15 protein-coding genes, 1 tRNA gene and 1 pseudogene are annotated in these 17412 nt (G+C 71.8%); 11 read left to right on the top strand and 6 right to left on the bottom strand.

Annotated features, from left to right (window positions below):
* The first annotated feature begins 43 nt into the window (after positions 1-43).
* The 3 genes from dnaG to AHOG_RS22460 all read left to right on the top strand — a co-directional run bounded on the left by dnaG (position 44) and on the right by AHOG_RS22460 (position 3501).
* Entirely contained in the window at positions 44-1963 is a 1920-nt protein-coding gene (gene dnaG, locus AHOG_RS22470) for a DNA primase (protein WP_093943114.1), read from the top strand.
* Positions 1960-2508: a hypothetical protein gene (locus AHOG_RS22465; protein WP_245856389.1), complete on the top strand. Its 549-nt coding sequence runs from the start codon at positions 1960-1962 to the stop codon at positions 2506-2508. The genes dnaG and AHOG_RS22465 overlap by 4 nt, the downstream gene beginning before the upstream one ends.
* 213 nt (positions 2509-2721) lie before the next feature.
* Entirely contained in the window at positions 2722-3501 is a 780-nt protein-coding gene (locus AHOG_RS22460) for a trans-aconitate 2-methyltransferase (protein ID WP_093943113.1), read from the top strand.
* A gap of 259 nt (positions 3502-3760) precedes the next feature.
* Here the strand turns inward: AHOG_RS22460 and AHOG_RS22455 are convergent, their stop codons facing one another.
* Positions 3761-3961 (bottom strand): hypothetical protein, encoded by a 201-nt coding sequence (locus AHOG_RS22455; RefSeq protein WP_093943112.1) that lies wholly within the window; start codon positions 3959-3961, stop codon positions 3761-3763.
* A gap of 157 nt (positions 3962-4118) precedes the next feature.
* Here AHOG_RS22455 and AHOG_RS22450 point away from each other — a divergent pair.
* A tRNA-Asn gene (locus AHOG_RS22450) sits at positions 4119-4191 on the top strand.
* 58 nt (positions 4192-4249) lie between these two features.
* On the opposite strand, the gene AHOG_RS22445 is transcribed toward AHOG_RS22450, so the two are convergent.
* A complete protein-coding gene (locus AHOG_RS22445) occupies positions 4250-5212 on the bottom strand; it encodes a helix-turn-helix transcriptional regulator (RefSeq protein WP_093943111.1) in 963 nt (320 codons plus the stop codon).
* A gap of 63 nt (positions 5213-5275) precedes the next feature.
* Here AHOG_RS22445 and AHOG_RS22440 point away from each other — a divergent pair.
* Positions 5276-6429, top strand: a pseudogene (locus AHOG_RS22440) (epoxide hydrolase family protein).
* A gap of 270 nt (positions 6430-6699) precedes the next feature.
* On the opposite strand, the gene AHOG_RS22435 reads toward AHOG_RS22440, so the two are convergent.
* Positions 6700-7635: a helix-turn-helix domain-containing protein gene (locus AHOG_RS22435; protein WP_093943110.1), complete on the bottom strand. Its 936-nt coding sequence runs from the start codon at positions 7633-7635 to the stop codon at positions 6700-6702.
* A gap of 81 nt (positions 7636-7716) precedes the next feature.
* Between AHOG_RS22435 and AHOG_RS22430 the strand changes: the two genes are divergently transcribed.
* From AHOG_RS22430 to AHOG_RS22410, 5 genes are all read left to right on the top strand, one after another.
* Positions 7717-8781, top strand: a complete 1065-nt coding sequence (locus AHOG_RS22430; protein WP_093943109.1) for an NAD(P)H-binding protein — start codon at positions 7717-7719, stop codon at positions 8779-8781.
* 228 nt (positions 8782-9009) lie between these two features.
* Positions 9010-9918 (top strand): ABC transporter ATP-binding protein, encoded by a 909-nt coding sequence (locus AHOG_RS22425; RefSeq protein ID WP_093943108.1) that lies wholly within the window; start codon positions 9010-9012, stop codon positions 9916-9918.
* 10 nt (positions 9919-9928) lie between these two features.
* A complete protein-coding gene (locus tag AHOG_RS22420; protein ID WP_093943107.1) occupies positions 9929-10669 on the top strand; it encodes an ABC transporter permease in 741 nt (246 codons plus the stop codon).
* A gap of 4 nt (positions 10670-10673) precedes the next feature.
* Complete coding sequence (locus AHOG_RS22415) at positions 10674-11951, top strand: sensor histidine kinase (protein ID WP_093943106.1); 1278 nt, start codon at positions 10674-10676, stop codon at positions 11949-11951.
* Positions 11948-12577: a response regulator gene (locus tag AHOG_RS22410; RefSeq protein ID WP_093944705.1), complete on the top strand. Its 630-nt coding sequence runs from the start codon at positions 11948-11950 to the stop codon at positions 12575-12577. The genes AHOG_RS22415 and AHOG_RS22410 overlap by 4 nt, the downstream gene beginning before the upstream one ends.
* 39 nt (positions 12578-12616) lie before the next feature.
* Here AHOG_RS22410 and AHOG_RS22405 read toward each other — a convergent pair whose 3' ends face one another.
* Both AHOG_RS22405 and AHOG_RS22400 read right to left on the bottom strand, forming a co-directional pair.
* The gene (locus tag AHOG_RS22405) at positions 12617-13252 is read right to left on the bottom strand and encodes a GyrI-like domain-containing protein (RefSeq protein ID WP_093943105.1); all 636 of its coding nucleotides are present in this window, start codon (positions 13250-13252) and stop codon (positions 12617-12619) included.
* On the bottom strand, positions 13236-13769 hold the full coding sequence (locus AHOG_RS22400; protein ID WP_093943104.1) for a PadR family transcriptional regulator: 534 nt from the start codon (positions 13767-13769) through the stop codon (positions 13236-13238). Before AHOG_RS22400 ends, AHOG_RS22405 begins: the two co-directional genes overlap by 17 nt.
* 498 nt (positions 13770-14267) lie before the next feature.
* Between AHOG_RS22400 and AHOG_RS22395 the strand changes: the two genes are divergently transcribed.
* A complete protein-coding gene (locus tag AHOG_RS22395; RefSeq protein WP_093943103.1) occupies positions 14268-15488 on the top strand; it encodes a DUF418 domain-containing protein in 1221 nt (406 codons plus the stop codon).
* 1238 nt (positions 15489-16726) lie between these two features.
* Here the strand turns inward: AHOG_RS22395 and AHOG_RS22380 are convergent.
* Entirely contained in the window at positions 16727-17371 is a 645-nt protein-coding gene (locus tag AHOG_RS22380) for a class I SAM-dependent methyltransferase (protein WP_093944704.1), read from the bottom strand.
* Positions 17372-17412: the final 41 nt, after the last annotated feature.

Raw genomic sequence — 17412 nt, 5'->3', positions numbered from 1 at the left:
CTCGGCGGCGCCAGGTCGGCCGCCTCCCATAGACTCGCCGACCGTGGCAGGACGCATCCGGGAAAGCGACATCGCCGAGGTACGAGACCGGAACCGGATCGACGAGGTGATCGGCGAGTACCTCGAGCTGCGTCGCGCGGGCGCGGGCGCCCTGAAAGGCCTGTGTCCCTTCCACGACGAGAAGAGCCCGTCGTTCAACGTCCGGCCGACACACGGCACGTTCCACTGCTTCGGCTGCGGTGAGGGCGGCGACGTCATCGCCTTCCTGATGAAGCGCGAGCACCTCAGCTTCGTGGAGTCCGTGGAGCGCCTCGCCGACCGGGTCGGCCTCCGGCTCACCTACGTGGGCGGCGGCGCGACCGTGCAGCGCGACCGGGGCACCCGTCTCCGACTGGTCGAGGCGCACAAGGCCGCCGCCGAGTTCTACGCCGAGGCCCTGCGCGGCCCGGAGGCCGTCCAGGCCAGGGAGTTCCTCGCGTCCCGGGGCTTCGACGAGGCCGCCGCGAGCCGCTTCGGCTGCGGGTTCGCCCCGTCGGGGTGGGACCGGCTGACCAAGCACCTGCTCGGCCGCGGCTTCGAGGCGACGGAGTTGTACAAGGCCGGCCTGGCCAAGGAGGGGAGGCTCGGGCCGATCGACCGGTTCCATCGCAGGCTGCTGTGGCCGATCAAGGATCTCAGCGGCGACGTGGTCGGCTTCGGCGCTCGGCGCATCTTCGACGACGACCCGATCCAGGCCAAGTACGTCAACACCGCCGAGAGTCCGGTCTACCGCAAGTCGCAGGTGCTGTTCGGCCTGGACGTGGCCAAGCGGGAGATCGCCCGCAGGCATCAGGTCGTCGTCGTCGAGGGCTACACCGACGTGATGGCCATGCATCTGGCCGGAGTGCCGACGGCGGTGGCCTCCTGCGGCACCGCCTTCGGCGACGAGCACATCAAGGTGCTGTCCCGGCTGCTCATGGACGCCTCCTTCAACCAGGCGTCCCTCGGCGCCGAGGTCATCTTCACCTTCGACGGCGACGAGGCGGGTCAGAAGGCGGCTCGCAAGGCCTTCGACAGCGATCAGAACTGGTCGGGCAACACCTACATCGCGGTGGCTCCGGACGGGATGGACCCCTGCGAGCTGCGGCAGGAGAAGGGCGATCCGGCCGTGCGCGATCTGGTCGCCCGGCGCCGTCCGCTGTACGAGTTCGCCATCCGGGGCGTGGTCAGGAGCCACGATCTCGACACGGCCGAAGGTCAGCTCGCCGCGTTGCGCTCCTCGACGCCGCTGGTGGCGCGGATCCGCGACGTCGCCCTGCGCGACGAGTACGCCCGGCGGCTGTCGGGCTGGGTGGGCTGGGACGACACGTCCGGGGTGGTCCGCGAGGTCCGTGAGCTGGCGGGCGGCGGCGGGCGTCGCGAACCGGACCGGAACGAGCGGCAGCGGCGCGGACAGGCGACCAGACAGGCGTCCGACGGCGACGGCGGTCCGCCCCGGCCCGCGCCGGACGATCCACAGCTCTGGTTGCAACGGGAGGCGCTGAAGATCGCGTTGCAGTGGCCGGCGCTGGCGGGGCCGGTCTACGACTCGATCTCGGAGCAGGCCTACACCCATCCGGCGTACCTGGCGGTGCATCGGGCGCTGCTCGCGGCGGGTGGCGCGTCCAGCGGACTCTCGGGGTCCGCGCTGGTCGCGGCGATGACGGAGCACTGTTCGCACGCCTCCGTCCGGTCGCTGGTCACCGAGCTGTCGGTGGAGTCGCCTCGGTCCCGGTCGGAGGAGGACTCGCTGTACGCGGCGAGCCTGTTGGCCCGGCTCAAGGAGTCCGTGGTGGCGAGGGAGATCGCCGAGCTGAAGTCCCGCTTGCAGCGGATGTCGGCCACGGAGGAGCCTGAGGAGTATCACGCGCTGTTCGGAGACCTGGTGGGTCTGGAGCAGTATCGCAAGGCGCTGCAGGACCAGGCGGTGGGAGGACTGTCGTGAAGGAGCTCATTCGTCGGCTGCGGCTGTGGGTGGTCGGTTCGCCGAAGCTGCCCGCGAGCTTCACCGGCACGCTGGAGACCGACGAGCGGGTGCTCGCCGTGGCCACCACGAAGGGCGGGGGTGCGGTGGTCGCGACTCGATTCGGGCTGTGGCTGCCCGAGGTGTCGGGCTCCCGGCGCGTGGGGTGGCATCTGATCTCCAAGGCGGCCTGGAAGGACGGCGGCCTGACGGTCGTGGAGGCCGAGTCGGCGGGCATGGCGGGGGAGGCCGAGCTGCTCACGGATCTGCCGCCGCGTCGGTACGCCCTCGCCGAGACCGGTCGGGTTCCGGAGGCGGTGCTGAAACGGGTGAACGCCTCGATCACCTCTCGGCATCACCGCGAGCTGCCCGGCGGCGGCGCCTGGTTCGTGCAGCGGCGGGTCCCCGGCCGTGACGGCGTGCTGCTTCAGGTGCGCATGGACCCCGGCACCGATCGGGCCGTGGTGGTCGACATCGCCTCCGAGGTGGCGGCGAAGCTCGCGCAGGCCCGCCCCGCCCCCGAGTAGGACCCGGCGGCGCAGGCCGATCGCCTTCGTTCCGTCGTGTTCCTCGCGCTCACCTTCGCGTGGCCGATCGCGACCTGCCGGGTCGGTCGTGTCACGGCGCGGGTGGACAAGCGGTGACGATGTGCGTACTTCTCACTCGATCGAGGCAATCTCGGGCCGATCACCCCGCGAAAGGAATAAAGTACGTACGTACGGTTTTCAAGAGGAGGCGCGATGACCACGACGAAGTGGAATCCGGAGACCTACCTGACCTTCGCCGACCAGCGGGGCAGACCCTTTCACGAGCTGGTCGCTCGAATCGGCGCCGAAGATCCCCGACGGGTGGTCGACCTCGGCTGTGGTCCCGGCAATCTGACCGCGACGCTGGCCGAACGCTGGCCGAACGCCCGCATCGAGGCGATCGACTCCTCGCCGGAGATGGTGGACGCCGCCACGGCGGCCGGGGTCCGGGCCCGGCTGTGCGACGTCACGGCCTGGCAGCCCGACGAGGACGTCGACGTCGTCCTCAGCAATGCCGTGCTCCAGTGGGTCCCGGGCCACCGCGAGCTGCTGCGTGGCTGGTTGACGCGACTGCGGCCCGGCGCGTGGCTGGCCTTCCAGGTGCCGGGCAACTTCGACGCGCCCTCCCACCACGAGATCCGCACCCTGGCGGGCTCGCCCGCGTGGCGGGATCGACTCGACGGGCTGGCCATGCGATCGCCGGGCGCCGTCCTGGACGCCGCGGGCTATGCGACCCCGCTGGCGGCGGTGGGCGCCGACGTCGATGCCTGGGAGACGACCTACGTGCAGCGGCTGACCGGGGAGGACCCGGTCCTGGACTGGGTGAGCGGGACGGCGTTGCGCCCGATCAAGAGCGTCCTGACGCAGGCGGGTTGGGCCGAGTTCCGGGCCGAGCTGGGCCCGAGGCTGCGCACGGCCTATCCGAGGCAGGCCGACGGAGTGACCTGGTTCCCGTTCCGGCGGATCTTCGTCGTCGCGCGCAGGCGCGACTGAGACGGCGGACCGGGCGCCGCGGGGTGGCGGCCGGGCGGTGGGCCGTCTCCGGCGGGTCGTCGCGGTCCGCCGGCGGCGACAGGCCGTGTGACGCGAGAGTTCGTGCAGGTAGCGGGCAGCTCGCCGGAGTTCGAGCAGGTGGCGGCGGTTCGAGCAGGCTGCTCGATGGACGGCGGCCGGTCGGATTCCGGCCGAACCGGAGGACGGCCGAGGCGGATGCCCCGGCCGTCCTCCCGTGTTCCGGCGTCGCCGCGCGTTGTCAGACCAGCAGGTCTTCCGGCTGCGAATGGCTAGGCCGGGTCTGCTGCTCCACCCGGCCCCGCACCTTCGCGGTGACGTCTCGCACCATCGGGTGATCAAGGGCCCGGTGGTAGGCCTGCACGATCTGCTCGTACCGAGCCCGGCCTGCCTTGGCCCCCAGTACGTAACCAATGGCCGCACCCAGCAACAGCTTGGTCATGGTGCCCTCCTCGGTCGATGCTCGTGTGGACCATGTTCCCGTATCGTCCGCCGTTCAACCGAGGGACGTCGAAAACGAGGGGTGGTGAAAACCCCCTCTCGCGATGCGCTAGAGTATGTCTCGCCGGACGGGGTCCGGCGAAGAACTGAAGAGACCTTCCTCCGTAGCTCAATTGGCAGAGCATTCGGCTGTTAACCGAAGGGTTGTTGGTTCGAGTCCAACCGGAGGAGCATCGTCAACCCCAGGCCGATGGCCTGGGGTTTCGTCGTCTCACCGGGCCGGCCTCGATCAACCGCTCTCCACGGCCCGCAGACAGCGCCTGCCCTGCTCCCGCAGCGCCTCGGCCAGCTCGGCAGGCCCCGCGACGAGGGTGAAGTCGACCCGCACCGACGTGACCATCCAGACGAGGTCCTCGACGGTCTCGCCGCCGATGTGGAAGAGACAACCGCGTTCGTCGACCGCCTCCACGACGCCCATCCCCGGCCAGACCCGATCGGCGACCTTCTCGGCGGCGCGGTGCAGCCGGAACGTCGCCTGGGCGGGCCACGTACGGGCGGACAGGCGGTGCGCCAGATAGGCCGCCGCGTCGCCGTTCGGCGGGGTGCGGCGTACGAAGGACGCCCCGAGGGGAGCGCGCGGGGTCATCCGGTCGACGCGAAAGGCACGCCAGTCGTCCCGGTCGACGTCGAAGGCCACCAGATACCAGCGTCTGCCGAAGCTCACCAGGTTGTGCGGCTCGACCGTGCGGACCGTCGCCGTGCCCTGCGGGCCGACGTAGTCGAAGCGCAGCCGTGCGCGGCGATGACACGAGTCCGCCACGATCATCAGCGTCTCCGCGCCGACCTGCGGGCCGGGGGCGTCGCGGACCCGCATGGTCGCGGCGTGCAGGGTCGCGACGCGGTGGCGCAGCCGCGACGGCAGGACCTGCTCCAGCTTGGCGAGCGCCCCCAGCGCGCTCTCCTCGATGCCCGCCACCGAGTTCTCCGCCGAGGTGCGCAGCCCGACGGTCACCGCGACCGCCTCGTCGTCGTCCAGCAGCAGCGGCGGAAGGGCGGTGCCCGCGCCCAGTCGATAACCCGAGGCGCCCCGGGTGGCGTGCACGGGATAGCCGAGGTCACGCAGGCGTTCGACATCGCGGCGGATCGTGCGCCTGCTGACGCCGAGCCGCTCGGCGAGTTCGCGGCCGGCGAAGTCCCGGCGCGCCTGGAGCAGGGACAGCAGCCGCAGCAGGCGGCCGGAGGTCTCCGACATGCCGCCGATCCTGCCGGCGACATAGGAGCGATCCTGACCTAAGGCCGTCCTAGCGTCGCCGCCATGACGACTTCGGCACCCGAGATCCGCCCGTTCCGCATCGACGTCGGGCAGGACCGACTCGACGAACTCCAGGCCCGGCTGGCCGCGACCCGCTGGCCGGACGAGCTGCCCGGCGTCGGGTGGGACCACGGGATGCCGGTCGGCTACCTGCGAGGGCTCGTGGAGTACTGGCGCACCGGCTACGACTGGCGGACGCACGAGCGGGCCCTGAACGAGCTCCCGCAGTTCGTCACCGAGATCGACGGCGCACGCGTCCACTTCCTGCACATCCGCTCTCCCGAGCCGGCTGCGCTGCCGCTGGTGATGGTGCACGGCTGGCCGGTGTCCTTCGTCGAGTTCCTCGACGTGATCGGCCCGCTGACCGATCCCCGGTCGCACGGCGGCGACCCCGCCGACGCCTTCCACCTGGTGATCCCGTCGCCGCCGGACTTCGCCTTCTCCGGGCCCACCCGCGAGGCGGGCCGGGGCGACAGCGACCGTCATGCGGAGGTCGTCGCCGCGCTGATGGCCCGGCTCGGCTACACCTCCTACGGCGCGCAGGGCGGCGACCTGGGCTCACTGGTCGCTCCGCAGCTCGGCAGGCTCGCTCCCGAGCACGTCGTCGGCGTCCACGTGAACGGCCTGCTGACCATCGGCGGCTGGGACGAGGACACCAGCGACTGGGACGAGGCCGATCGGCGCCGACTGGCCGAGACGGGCGGCTATGAGGCGGTCGGGGGCTACTCGGCGATCCAGTCCACCCGTCCGCAGACCCTGGCCTTCGGGCTGCACGACTCCCCGGTCGGGCTGCTGGCGTGGATCGCCGATCTGTTCAAGACGTTCTCGAACCCGGCGAAGGAGCTTCCCGAGGACGCGGTGGATCGGGACACGCTGCTCACGAACGTGATGATCTACTGGATCACCGAGACCTTCGCCTCGTCGACGCGCATCTACAAGGAGTCCCCGCGGTGGGGTGCCACGAGCTGACGAACTCGGGCGTCCCGACCGCCTGCGCGCTCTTCCCCGGCGACGTCACGCTGCGGCCCCTCGCCGAGCGGCAGAACACCGTCGTGCGGTGGACCGAGTACGACCGGGGCGGTCACTTCGCGGCGATGGAGGCGCCCGATCTGCTCGTCGACGACGTCCGGGCCTTCTTCCGTGCCCTGCGGGGGTGAACAGGCGGGCGGCTGCGGTGGTGCGGGCGCTCACGATCGTGCCTGCGCTCACGGTCGTGCGGGCGGCCGACAACGTGCGGCCGCTCGCGGTGGGGTGCGGGAGAAGTCCCGTCTCGGCCGTCCCGACGATGCCGTGACCAGCGGTGCGGCCTCGGCGACTCGTCGCCGGGCGGCGCGGGCGGGCCGCTCGGCTGTCGCTGTCTGCTCAGGGGCCGGGCCTGCCCCAGACCGGGCCTGCCCGGCGGATCGATCCGCGGCGGGCGTGGCGGCCTAGCTCCGGAAGGTGCGGCGGTAGGCGTCGGGCGGGACGCCCACCGTGCGATGGAAGTGTCTGCGCAGCGTGGCGGCGGTGCCCAGGCCCACCGCCGCCGCGACGGCGTCGATGCTCTCGTCGGTGGTCTCCAACAGTTCCTGGGCCCGGCGGATGCGCTGGGTGGACAGCCAGTGCAGCGGAGTGGTGCCGGTGGCGGCCCGGAAATGGCGGCCCAGGTTGCGTGGACTCATGTTCGCCTGGCGGGCGAGGTCGGCCACGGTCAGCGGCCGGTCCAGCCGGCGGGCGGCCCACGGCAGCAGGCCGGCCAGCGGGCGGGTGTCCTCGGCGGGCACCGGGGCGGTGACGAACTGGGCCTGGCCGCCGGTGCGGTGCGGCGGGACCACGAGGCTGCGGGCGATCGTGTTGGCGACCGCCGAGCCGTGGTCCGAGCGCACCAGGTGCAGACACAGGTCGACGGCCGCGGCCTTGCCCGCCGAGGTGAGCACGTCGCCGTCGTCGACGTAGAGCACGTCCGGGTCGACCGTCACGAGGGGATGGCGGGCGGCCAGCGACTCGGTGTGGGCCCAGTGCGTGGTGGCACGTCGCCCGTCGAGCAGCCCCGCGGCGGCCAGGACGAACGCCCCGGTGCACAGGGCGACGAGGCGGGCGCCCGCCTCGTGGGCGGCGCGCACCGCGTCGACCAGGTCGGCGGGCGGCGGCTCGTCGGCGTCGGCCACGGCGGGCACGATCACCGTGTCGGCGCCGGTCAGCGCGTCGAGCCCGCGGTCGGGCTCCAGCCGGAACCGGCCGAGCCGCACCGGACCCGCGGCGCAGATCACGACGTCGTACTCGGTGTCGACCATCCCGGCAGGCCGGCTGCCGAAGACCTCACAGGCCACCGACAGCTCGAAGTGTCGCATTCCCTCGGCGGCGGCCACCGCGATCGTGGGCATGTCCGAAACTGTACGCATGATGGCGTTCGGGACACTCGTGGACGCCCGACCGGGCAGGCCACGATGTCTCACGTGAATCGGATGAGCACGGACAGAGAATCGCCGGGATCGGGGCACGTGGTGGCGGTGTTCGGCGCGTACGGACACACCGGACGCTTCGTGGTGGGCGAACTGCTCGACCGCGGCCTCGTGCCGATCGCCGTGGGACGAGACGCCGGGCGGCTGCGTGCCCTGGCGGCGGACCACCCCGGACTCGACGTCCGGCAGGCGCCCGTGACGGACGCCGCCGCGCTCGATCGCGCCTTCGCCGGGGCGGCGGCGGTGATCAACTGCGCCGGTCCCTTCGCCGACACCGCCGGCCCGGTGATCGAGGCCGCGCTGCGGGCGGGCATCGCGTATGTGGACGTGGCCGCCGAGATCGAGGCCGACGTCGACACCTTCGCGCGCTTCGGCGATCGGGCGCGGGCCGCGGACGCCGTCGTGCTCCCGGCGATGGCGTTCTTCGGCGGCCTCGGCGACCTGCTGGCGACCGCGGCGGCGGGGGACTGGACGGCGGCCGACGAGGTGCACGTCGCCTACGGCCTGAGCAGCTGGCATCCCACGGCCGGAACGCTCGCGGCCGGCGCGGTCTCCCGACGACGGCGCGACGGCCGAGGCGTCCGCTACACCGCCGGGGCGCTGACGTATCACGACGACGTGTCGTCGGTCCTGGACTGGCACTTCCCCGCTCCGCTCGGCGTACGGCCGGTCCTGAGCGAGTTCACCATGGCCGACGTCGTCACCATCCCCAGCCATCTCGCGGTCCCCGAGGTGCGCACGTACCTGGCCGTGGACGCGGCGCGAGACCTGGCCGCGGCGGACCCGACGAGCCCGGCAGGCCCCGAGGCGGTCGACGAGCGCGGCCGCTCCGCGCAGACCTTCGTCGTCGACGTCGTCGTCCGCTCCGGCGAGTCGGAGCGCCGGGCCGTCGCCCGTGGTCGGGACATCTACGCCGTCAGCGCGCCGCTGGCCGTGGAGGCGGTCGACCGCATCGTCACCGGGCGTGTCCTGACGCGCGGGGTCGCCTCGGCGGGCGGGCTCTTCGCCGCGGCCGACTTCCTCGCGGCGCTGTCGGATCACCTGGAACTGGATCTGTCCGCCGGGTGACCGCGGCGGCGCCTCGCGTGGGGGAGGCCGCCCCGCCGGGAGCCGCGGCCCGCACCGCCGACTCGCGGGGCGGACCCCGACGGACAGCGCGTGCCGTGACCTCGGCGGCTGCCCGTTCCGCCGACCCGGCCATCAACCGATCGGTGGATGACGAGATCCGCCGAGGTCCGCTCGCCGTGAGCCGCACAGTCGATGTGCGGCTCACGGCACGGCGGCAGGCTTGCCCGCATGGCGATCATCGAGGTGAACGACCTCGTCAAGCGCTACGGCGACCACACCACGGTCAAGGGTGTGAGCTTCGCCGTCGAGCAGGGCGAGATCTTCGGGATTCTGGGGCCCAACGGAGCGGGCAAGACCACCACCGTGGAGTGCGTCGAGGGGCTGCGCACACCCGACGGCGGAAACGTCCGGGTCTGCGGCATCGACCCGACACGGGACACCGGCGAGCTGCGGGAACTGCTCGGCGCGCAGCTCCAGCAGAGCGAACTGCCCGCACGGCTCACGGTCGGCGAGGCGATGCGGCTGTACAGCTCCTTCTACCGCGACCCGGTCGACTGGCGGGAGCTGCTGGACGCGCTGCGGCTCGGCGACAAGGTCGACACCCGGTTCGGCAGGCTGTCCGGCGGGCAGAAGCAGCGGCTGTCCATCGCGCTCGCCGTGATCGGCGGTCCGCGAGTCGCGGTGCTCGACGAGCTGACCACCGGTCTCGACCCGCAGGCCCGCCGGGACGCGTGGGACCTGATCGAGGACATTCGCGATCGCGGCGTGACGATCCTGCTGGTCACGCATTTCATGGAGGAGGCGGAGCGACTCTGCGACCGCCTCGCCGTGATCGACGCCGGTCGGCTCGTCGCACTCGACACGCCTGCCGGGCTGGTCGCGCGGGTCGACGACCGGCAGCGGGTGCGGTTCCGACCGTCGGCTCCGCTGGACCACGCCGTGCTGGCCGCGCTGCCCGAGGTCGCCTCGGTCGCGCGGGCGGGCAGTCAGCTGGTGGTGACCGGCAGCGGGAACCTGCTGCACGCCGTCACCACCGCGTTGGCCCGTCACCAGGTCGTCGCCGCCGACCTCCGGGTCGAGCAGGCCACCTTGGACGACGCCTTCGTCGCGCTCACCGACCGCCCCGTCGACGCCTGAGGAGATCAGCATGTCCGCCCTGTTCCGGCTCACCGCCACCGAGACCAGACTGTTCTTCCGGGAGCCGATAAGTGTGATCTTCGCGCTCGGGTTCCCCCCGCTGCTGTTCGTCATCCTGGGCATGATCCCGGGGCTGCGCGAGCCCTCCACGGAACTCGGCGGGCTGCGGGCGATCGACGTGTACACCCCCATCGTCGTCGCGATGGCCATCGCCACCCTCGCGCTGACGAGCCTGCCGCAGCAGCTCGCCGGTTACCGGGAGAAGGGGGTCCTGCGTCGCATGCGGACCACGCCGGTGAAGCCGACGCTGCTGCTCGGCGCGCACCTGTTGATGTGCACGGCGCTGTCCCTGGCGACGATGACGGTCGTGCTCGCGGTCGGCAGGCTGGCGTTCGACGTGAGCCTGCCCAGGCAGGCGTTCGCCTACCCGCTGGTCTACCTGCTGGCCGCGTGGTCGATGCTCGCGATCGGGCTGCTGGTGGCGGCGTGGGCGCCCACCGGGACGAGCGCCAGCGCCGTCGGCCTGGTGCTGTTCTTCCCGATCGTGTTCTTCGCGGGTCTGTGGGTGCCGCGTGGCTCGATGAACGACGTCCTGCGGACGATCAGCGACTTCAGTCCGCTGGGTGCGGGCGTGCAGGCGTTGCAGGACGCCGCCGCGGGGCACTGGCCTGGGCTGTTGCACCTGGGGGTCATGCTGGGATGGACGATCGTGGCAGGCGGAGTCGCCGCCCGCTGGTTCCGTTGGGAGTAGGTTCGTGAGCATCGAGGCCGAGCTGCGTGAGGAGTTCGACCGGTGGGAGCGCCGGGAGATCGCGGTCATCGGCGTCCTGCCGTACGTCCTCCTGGCGGTCAGCACGGTCGTCGCCCTGCTGCAGCCGGTCTGGGGCGAGTCGGTGCCCGTCGCGGCCGTGCTCGGCCTCGCGTTCCTCACCACCTGCTGGCTGGCCTGGTTCGACGTGGCGGGCGCGCGGGGCCGCCCGAGTCCGCGACTGACGGGGCTGTACTACGCGGGGCTGGCCCTCCTTGCGGGCGGCCTGACGGCGATCGCACCCTGGTACGGCATCTTCGCCTTCGTCGGCTACGTCCACGCCTTCCTGTTCCTGCGCGGCGCCTGGCGGTATGTCGGCGTCACCGTCACCGCGATGATCGCGGCCGTGTCGTACGTGGGCGGCGTCGCCGCGATCGACGGCAACGGCTGGTGGGAGTGGGCGGCGCTCTTCCTCGTCACGTCGGTGCTCGCCGCGTCGTTCTTCCACTTCGCCGAGCTGGGCTATCGGCGCAACGACCAGCAGAAGCGTGCGTTGGCGGAGTTGCACGAGGCGAACGTCAGGCTGGAGGCGGCGCTGGAGGAGAACGCGGGTCTGCATGCGCAGCTGTTGGTTCAGGCACGGGAGGCGGGTGTGCAGGAGGAACGCCAGCGGATGGCGCGGGAGATCCACGACACGCTGGCGCAGAGCCTCGCGGGCATCCTCACCCAGTTGCAGGCCGCCGAGCAGACGACCGGGGATCCGTCGACTCTGCGTCGGCACATGACGAACGCGATGAATCTGGCGAGGGACAGTCTCACGGAGGCGCGCCGGACGGTCCACGCGGTGGGACCGGAGCTGCTCGCCGACGCCCGACTCGCCGACGCGATCCACGACGTGACCCGGCGCTGGTCGGAGGCCAACGGCGTCGACGTCATGCTCACCACCACCGGCGATCCTCGCCCGATGCACGCCGACGTGGAGGTGACCCTGCTGCGGGCCGCGCAGGAGGCGCTGGCCAACGTGGCCAAGCACGCGAGGGCGGGCCGGGTCGGGTTGACACTGTCCTATATGGAGGATCTGGTGACGCTGGACGTGCGTGACGACGGCGTGGGGTTCGACCCCGAGGTCCGGCGGGTGGGCGGCGCCGACGGCGGGTTCGGGCTCGCGGGCATGCGGCAGCGGGTGCAGCGCCTCGCGGGCAGGCTCGACATCGAGTCGGAGCCGGGCGGCGGCACGGCGCTCTCGGCGTCGGTTCCCGCGATCCCCGCCGGGTGCGGCTCGTGATCACGCTGCTGATCGTCGACGACCACCCGGTGGTGCGAGACGGCCTGCGCGGCATGTTCGGCGCCGATGGGCGGTTCGAGGTGCTCGGTGAGGCCTGCGACGGCGCGGAGGCCGTCACGGCGGCCGCGCGCCTGCGACCCGATGTGATCCTGATGGATCTGCGGATGCCGAAAACCGACGGCGTGGCCGCCATCAGGGAGCTGGCCCGCCGGCGGGTGCCGTCTCGGGTGCTGGTCCTCACCACCTATGACACCGACAGCGACGTCCTGCCCGCGATCGAGGCGGGTGCCACCGGCTATCTGCTGAAGGACGCGCCGAGGGAGGAGCTGTTCCGCGCGGTGGAGGCGGCGGCGCGGGGGCAGGCCGCGCTGGCCCCGACGGTGGCGACCCGGCTGATGGGCCAGGTGCGCAGGCCCGCTCCCGAGCTGCTGTCGCAGCGTGAGCTGGAGGTGCTGGAGCTGATCGCGAAGGGATCGACGAATCGCGAGGCGGCGCGGCAGCTGTTCATCAGCGAGGCGACGGTCAAGACGCATCTGCTGCACGTGTACGCGAAACTCGAGGTCAAGGATCGCGCCTCGGCCGTGGCGGCGGCGTTCTCGCGCGGCTATCTGACTCCGAACCGGTGACGGGTGATCGGCGTCGGCGAGCCGGCGAGGGCACGGTGATCACCCGTTGGGCCCGGCTGTCGAGCGCACCGGCTGGCGCAGGACGGTCCGCAGCTTCGCCTGCGCGGTCTTGCGGAAGTCGCTGAGGTAGATCTCGTGGTGTTCGGCGACCATCCGCAGACCGTTGTCCGGGATGAACTCCTCGTGCATCCGGGCCAGCACCTCGGCCTCCTCGTCGAAGGAGCCGACGTGCAGCGTCTGCACGCACGTTCCCTCGACGAGGGTCTCCAGCCGGATGTCGTCGAGTCGGGCAGGCGGCGACTTCCGGCCCGCCTGTTCCACGGCCGCGGCGACGGCATCCTGATCGAGCCAGTCGGGCGTCATGATCATCAGCGTCCAGTCCCATCGGGACTTGTCGCGCGCCGTCGTGAACGAGGCGAGGTCGGCCGCCCGCCATCGGCCCTCCAACGGAGGCACCACGTAATCACGGCCGTGTTCGCGCTTGCTGGCGAACTTCAGCTTGTAGGCCACCGGGTACAGCGCCTCGATCGCCTCGGCGAAGGCGGGCGAGGTGTTCGGATCGCCGTGACCGTCGATCATGAGGTATCGCAGCTCGGGCACCGTCACGATGCGGAACTCGCCGTGTTCGGCCCGGTAGGAGTCGAGGCTCTTCTTGAAGTCAGTCTTGTTCGTCATCGGGTACCCGGACTCGGCTGGCGAGCCACGACCTCTCTGCCTGGAGAAGGCTCAGTGAATAGGAGAAGACCTCGCCCGCGGGTGACGGCAGAGGAACGGTTGCCTGTTCGGCCTGCCGGACGGCCGCGATGCGTTCCTCGACCTGCGCCAGCCGAGTCCGAAGCGCCTCGGCGTACTCGTGCTCGGTGAGCAGCGGCAGGTTCGCCGCGCCGACGAGGAACGGGTGTGCGACCGGACGCAGGTCCGTGACGAGGGCGAGGGCGGTGCGGGCGGCGGCCGCGCGACCTTCGGCGGTGGCGTGGAAGACGCGACGCGACTTCGCCGCTGCGGGCGCCTCGGGTACGTGGAGGAGTCCGCGCCTCTCCAGCTTGGCGAGCAGGTAGTAGATCGAGGAGAACCCGATGTCCGTCCACTGGCGGATGCCGCGCTGCTCGATGACCCGCTCCAGGTCGTAGCCGTGCTGCGGTCGTTCGATGATCAGGCCGAGCACGGTCAGCTCGGACGCGGTCAGTTCCACGGCGATATTCTATCGCTAGAATATCTGGCGGCGCATGCTGCTCCGCGTCGCGGCACCGCCCGGCTCGCGGTAGCCGTGGTGCGGGCCGGACGTCGCCGGGCTCCTCGGCGCAGGTGGACCTCGCTTCACCCGTTCGGACGCGGCATCGGCGGCGGCGTCGGCTTGACTGAGGCTTACTATGTAAGTTAATCTACTTACATAGTAAGTGAGTTGTTCGCGGCCGGGCGAAGTGATGTGGCGGCCGATCTGCGTCGGGCAGTGACGATGTCGGCGTCTTCGCGCGCTTCGTACGGCGATCACCGTGTCCAGGAGCGGCGGCCGATCCCATGCGGCGTCGGAACTCGGCGACGCCCGAGCCTCCGCCCGACTCGCCTCCGGATCGCCGTTCCCGGCCCGCGAACACGCCCGTTCGCCCTGTCCTTCCCTCAGTCCGCCCCGCCGTGGGCAGGAGACCGCCCGCGGCGTCGGTCGCCCCGTCCTGCACAGCGAAGGAAGACGATGACGACTCCGAGTCCGCCCGCACCGCCACCCCGTGCCCTCGCGCCCGACCTCGCGCGAGGACTCATGCTGCTGCTCATCGCGCTGGCCAACGTTCCCTGGTTCCTCTACGGGCCGCCCACCTCGCTCGTCAGCGCCCACCGCACCGACGCGACCGGGCTCGACGCGGTGTGGCAGACGATCGCGATGCTCATGATCGACGGGCGCAGCTACCCCCTCTTCGCATTCCTCTTCGGCTACGGCATCTGGCAGCTCTACACCAGACAGCAGGCGGCAGGCGTCGACGAGCGGGACGCGCGACGCCTGCTGCAACGGCGACACCGCTGGCTGATCCTCTTCGGCGCCGTGCACGCCCTGCTCCTCTGGCAGGGCGACGTCCTCGGCGCCTACGGATTCATCGGTCTCGTCGTGGTCTGGCTGTTCCTGCGTCGCGCCGACCGGACCCTCCGCCGGTGGATCATCGTCCTCGGCGGCCTCCTCGCGCTGGGCGCGGCACTCGTGACGGTGGCGGGTACGGCCGTCCCGGTGGACGAGGCGGCCGCGATGATGCCCGCGGTGCCGCAGTTGGCCGCGAACAGCCCGTACCTCGACTCCGTCCTGCCGCGATTCCTGTTCTGGGCTCCGCTCGCCGTCACACAGGGCGTCCTGAGCCTGATCGTGCCCGTCGCCGTGCTCCTGGCGATCCTCTGCGCCCGTCATCGCGTACTGGAGTCCCCGGAGGCGCACCGCCCGCTGCTTCGGCGCACCGCGATCGTGGGCATCACCGTCGGCTGGCTCGGCGCCGTTCCCTCGGTGCTGGCACACCACGGGCTCTGGGACGTGGCCGAATGGGCGCCCGCGCTGCTGACGCTCTCGACCGGCCTGTTCGCGGCACTGGGCTACGTGGCGCTCTTCGCCCTCATCGCCGCCCGGCTGGCGGCACGACCGGCCCCCGGCCCGATCGTGCGGGCGCTGACGGCCGTCGGCAGCCGGTCCCTCTCGTGCTATCTGCTGCAGTCGGTGATCTTCGCGCCGCTGTTGGCGGCCTGGGGTCTCGGACTCGGCGGCGTCCTCGACGAATGGCAGGCCGCGCTGGTGGCCGCGGGGGCGTGGCTCGTCTCGGTCCTCTTCGCCGCCGCCCTCGGCCGGGCAGGCAGGCGCGGACCCGCCGAATGGCTGCTGCGCAGGCTCGCCTATCGCGGTCGGCGCGTCGCCGCGGCGCCGACGCCCGTCAGCTCTTGACCGGTCGCGGCCTTCGAACCGGTCTCGACCCTCCGCGGGCTGACCCGTACGAAACCGCGGAACCACTGAGTGCCGGATCGCCCCGAGTTCGACTGTGCCGCGACGGCCGGGTGCGTCCCTCTCCGCCGCACGTCGACCGGAACGCCGTTCGGGGAGGAATCGGTGACCAGATCCAGAGTGCCCGCGGCCGCCACGACCCCGACCCTCGCTGTTGATCGGCGCGCTCGTCGGCCTCGCCACCGCGGCGGAGCCGGCGGGCGACGCCGGCGCCACGGACCGGTGCCCCGTCACCCACGAGGGGAACGACCGAGTACCGGCGGCCGCGGCCTGGACTCAGCACTACCTTCCGTCCTCGGACGGCTCCGACGCCGAGCTGCACGCCGCCGTCCTCCTGACCGAGGGGCCGACCGAGAGGCCGACCGAGAGGCCGGCCGGGGGCCGGCCGGGGCGAGCAGGTACCCGTCATCCTCTCGGCGGGCTCTACTCCGGACACTCCGGACAGACCGCCGTGGTGGGCTGGACGCACACCGGCCACTCCGACCGCTTCGCCGACATCGAGGGCACCGACCTGCTCGACCGGGGCCACGCCTTCGTCATGGTGCACACCCGCGCGTCCTCGGCGGCTCCACCGGCTGCCCCCACTTCGCGGGGCCCGACGAGCAGGCCGACGTCCAGCCGGCGATCGACTGGCGGCGAACCAGCCGTGGTCCACCGGCGCGGTCGGCGGGTCGTACGACGCGATCGCCGGCCTGATCCGCGACGACCTCGACCGGGACGCGTTCAAGGCCGTCGTCGCCCAGAAGCCCGTCTCCGGATCCACGGTGTGACCTCCGCTCGAACGGCGTGCCCAGGACGACGATCGTCACCGCGGCCAGCAGGCACGGCGAGGTCGCCGCGCTGCCGCGACGGCCCGAGGACGACCCGCGCACCTCGAGGACGTCGCCCACGAGAAGGCGCGCCCGGAGTGGCTCATGGAGACCTGCTCGAACCATCAGAACGCCGACGCGGAGTCGGAGCACCGGCAGACCCCTGACCACGCGCGGCATGCCGACGGCAACGACACCCCGCTGGTCGTCACCCAGGGGTTCCTGGAGTGGAACACCGACCCGAGGCGACGCAGGAGTTCCTGGAGAACCACGGGGACCGCGACGCGGTCTGCTCGGCCGGCGGAACCGCCTGCGCGTCCACGACCGCGTCATGCGCCCCGGTCCGGGTGAAGAGCGCGACGGACGCGGACCTCAGGGGAGGCGGCGAGCGAAGAGCAATGCCTGCGGAACCGGTTCGTCGGGGTCGCACAGCCACTGGGCCTCGATCTCGAATCCAGCGTCACGCAGCCAGGAGGCCACCTTGTCCGGCCTGCGGCGGTGGACATGGACCGCCATCGGGTGGCCGCCGTAACCCTCCGTCTTCAACCGCGAGGTGTCGCCGACGTGGAACCCCAGCTGCAACGGTCCGCCCGGACGCAGGATTCGGTGGAAGTGCGCGAAGACTATCGGCACCTCGTCGTCGGGGACGTGAATCGACGACCACCAGGCGAGCAGCCCTGCCACCGAGGCATCGCCGAGGTGCAGGTGCGTCATCGAGCCCACCTGGAACCGCAAGCCGGGATGGTCACGCCGGGCCACGTCGATCATTCCAGGAGAGAGGTCGATGCCGAAGGCGTCGACGCCGATGCCGCGCAGATGGGCGGTGACATGTCCGGGGCCGCAGCCGACGTCCGCCACCGGCCCGCCGCCCGCGGCACGCACCCGATCGGCGAACACCGCCAGAGCGGCGCGAAGGTAAGGGTCACCGGCGATGGCGTCACGCTGTCGGTCGGCGTAATCGACAGCGACCGTGTCGTATGAGATCCGGGTGTCGGCCAACCAGTCGTCCGAGGTCACGACCGACACGATATTCCAAGATCACGATCCGTCGGGCGGCC

It is taken from the genome of Actinoalloteichus hoggarensis, from assembly GCF_002234535.1.
Classification (GTDB): domain Bacteria; phylum Actinomycetota; class Actinomycetes; order Mycobacteriales; family Pseudonocardiaceae; genus Actinoalloteichus_A; species Actinoalloteichus_A hoggarensis.
This window is presented reverse-complemented; position numbering and strand designations above follow the sequence as displayed.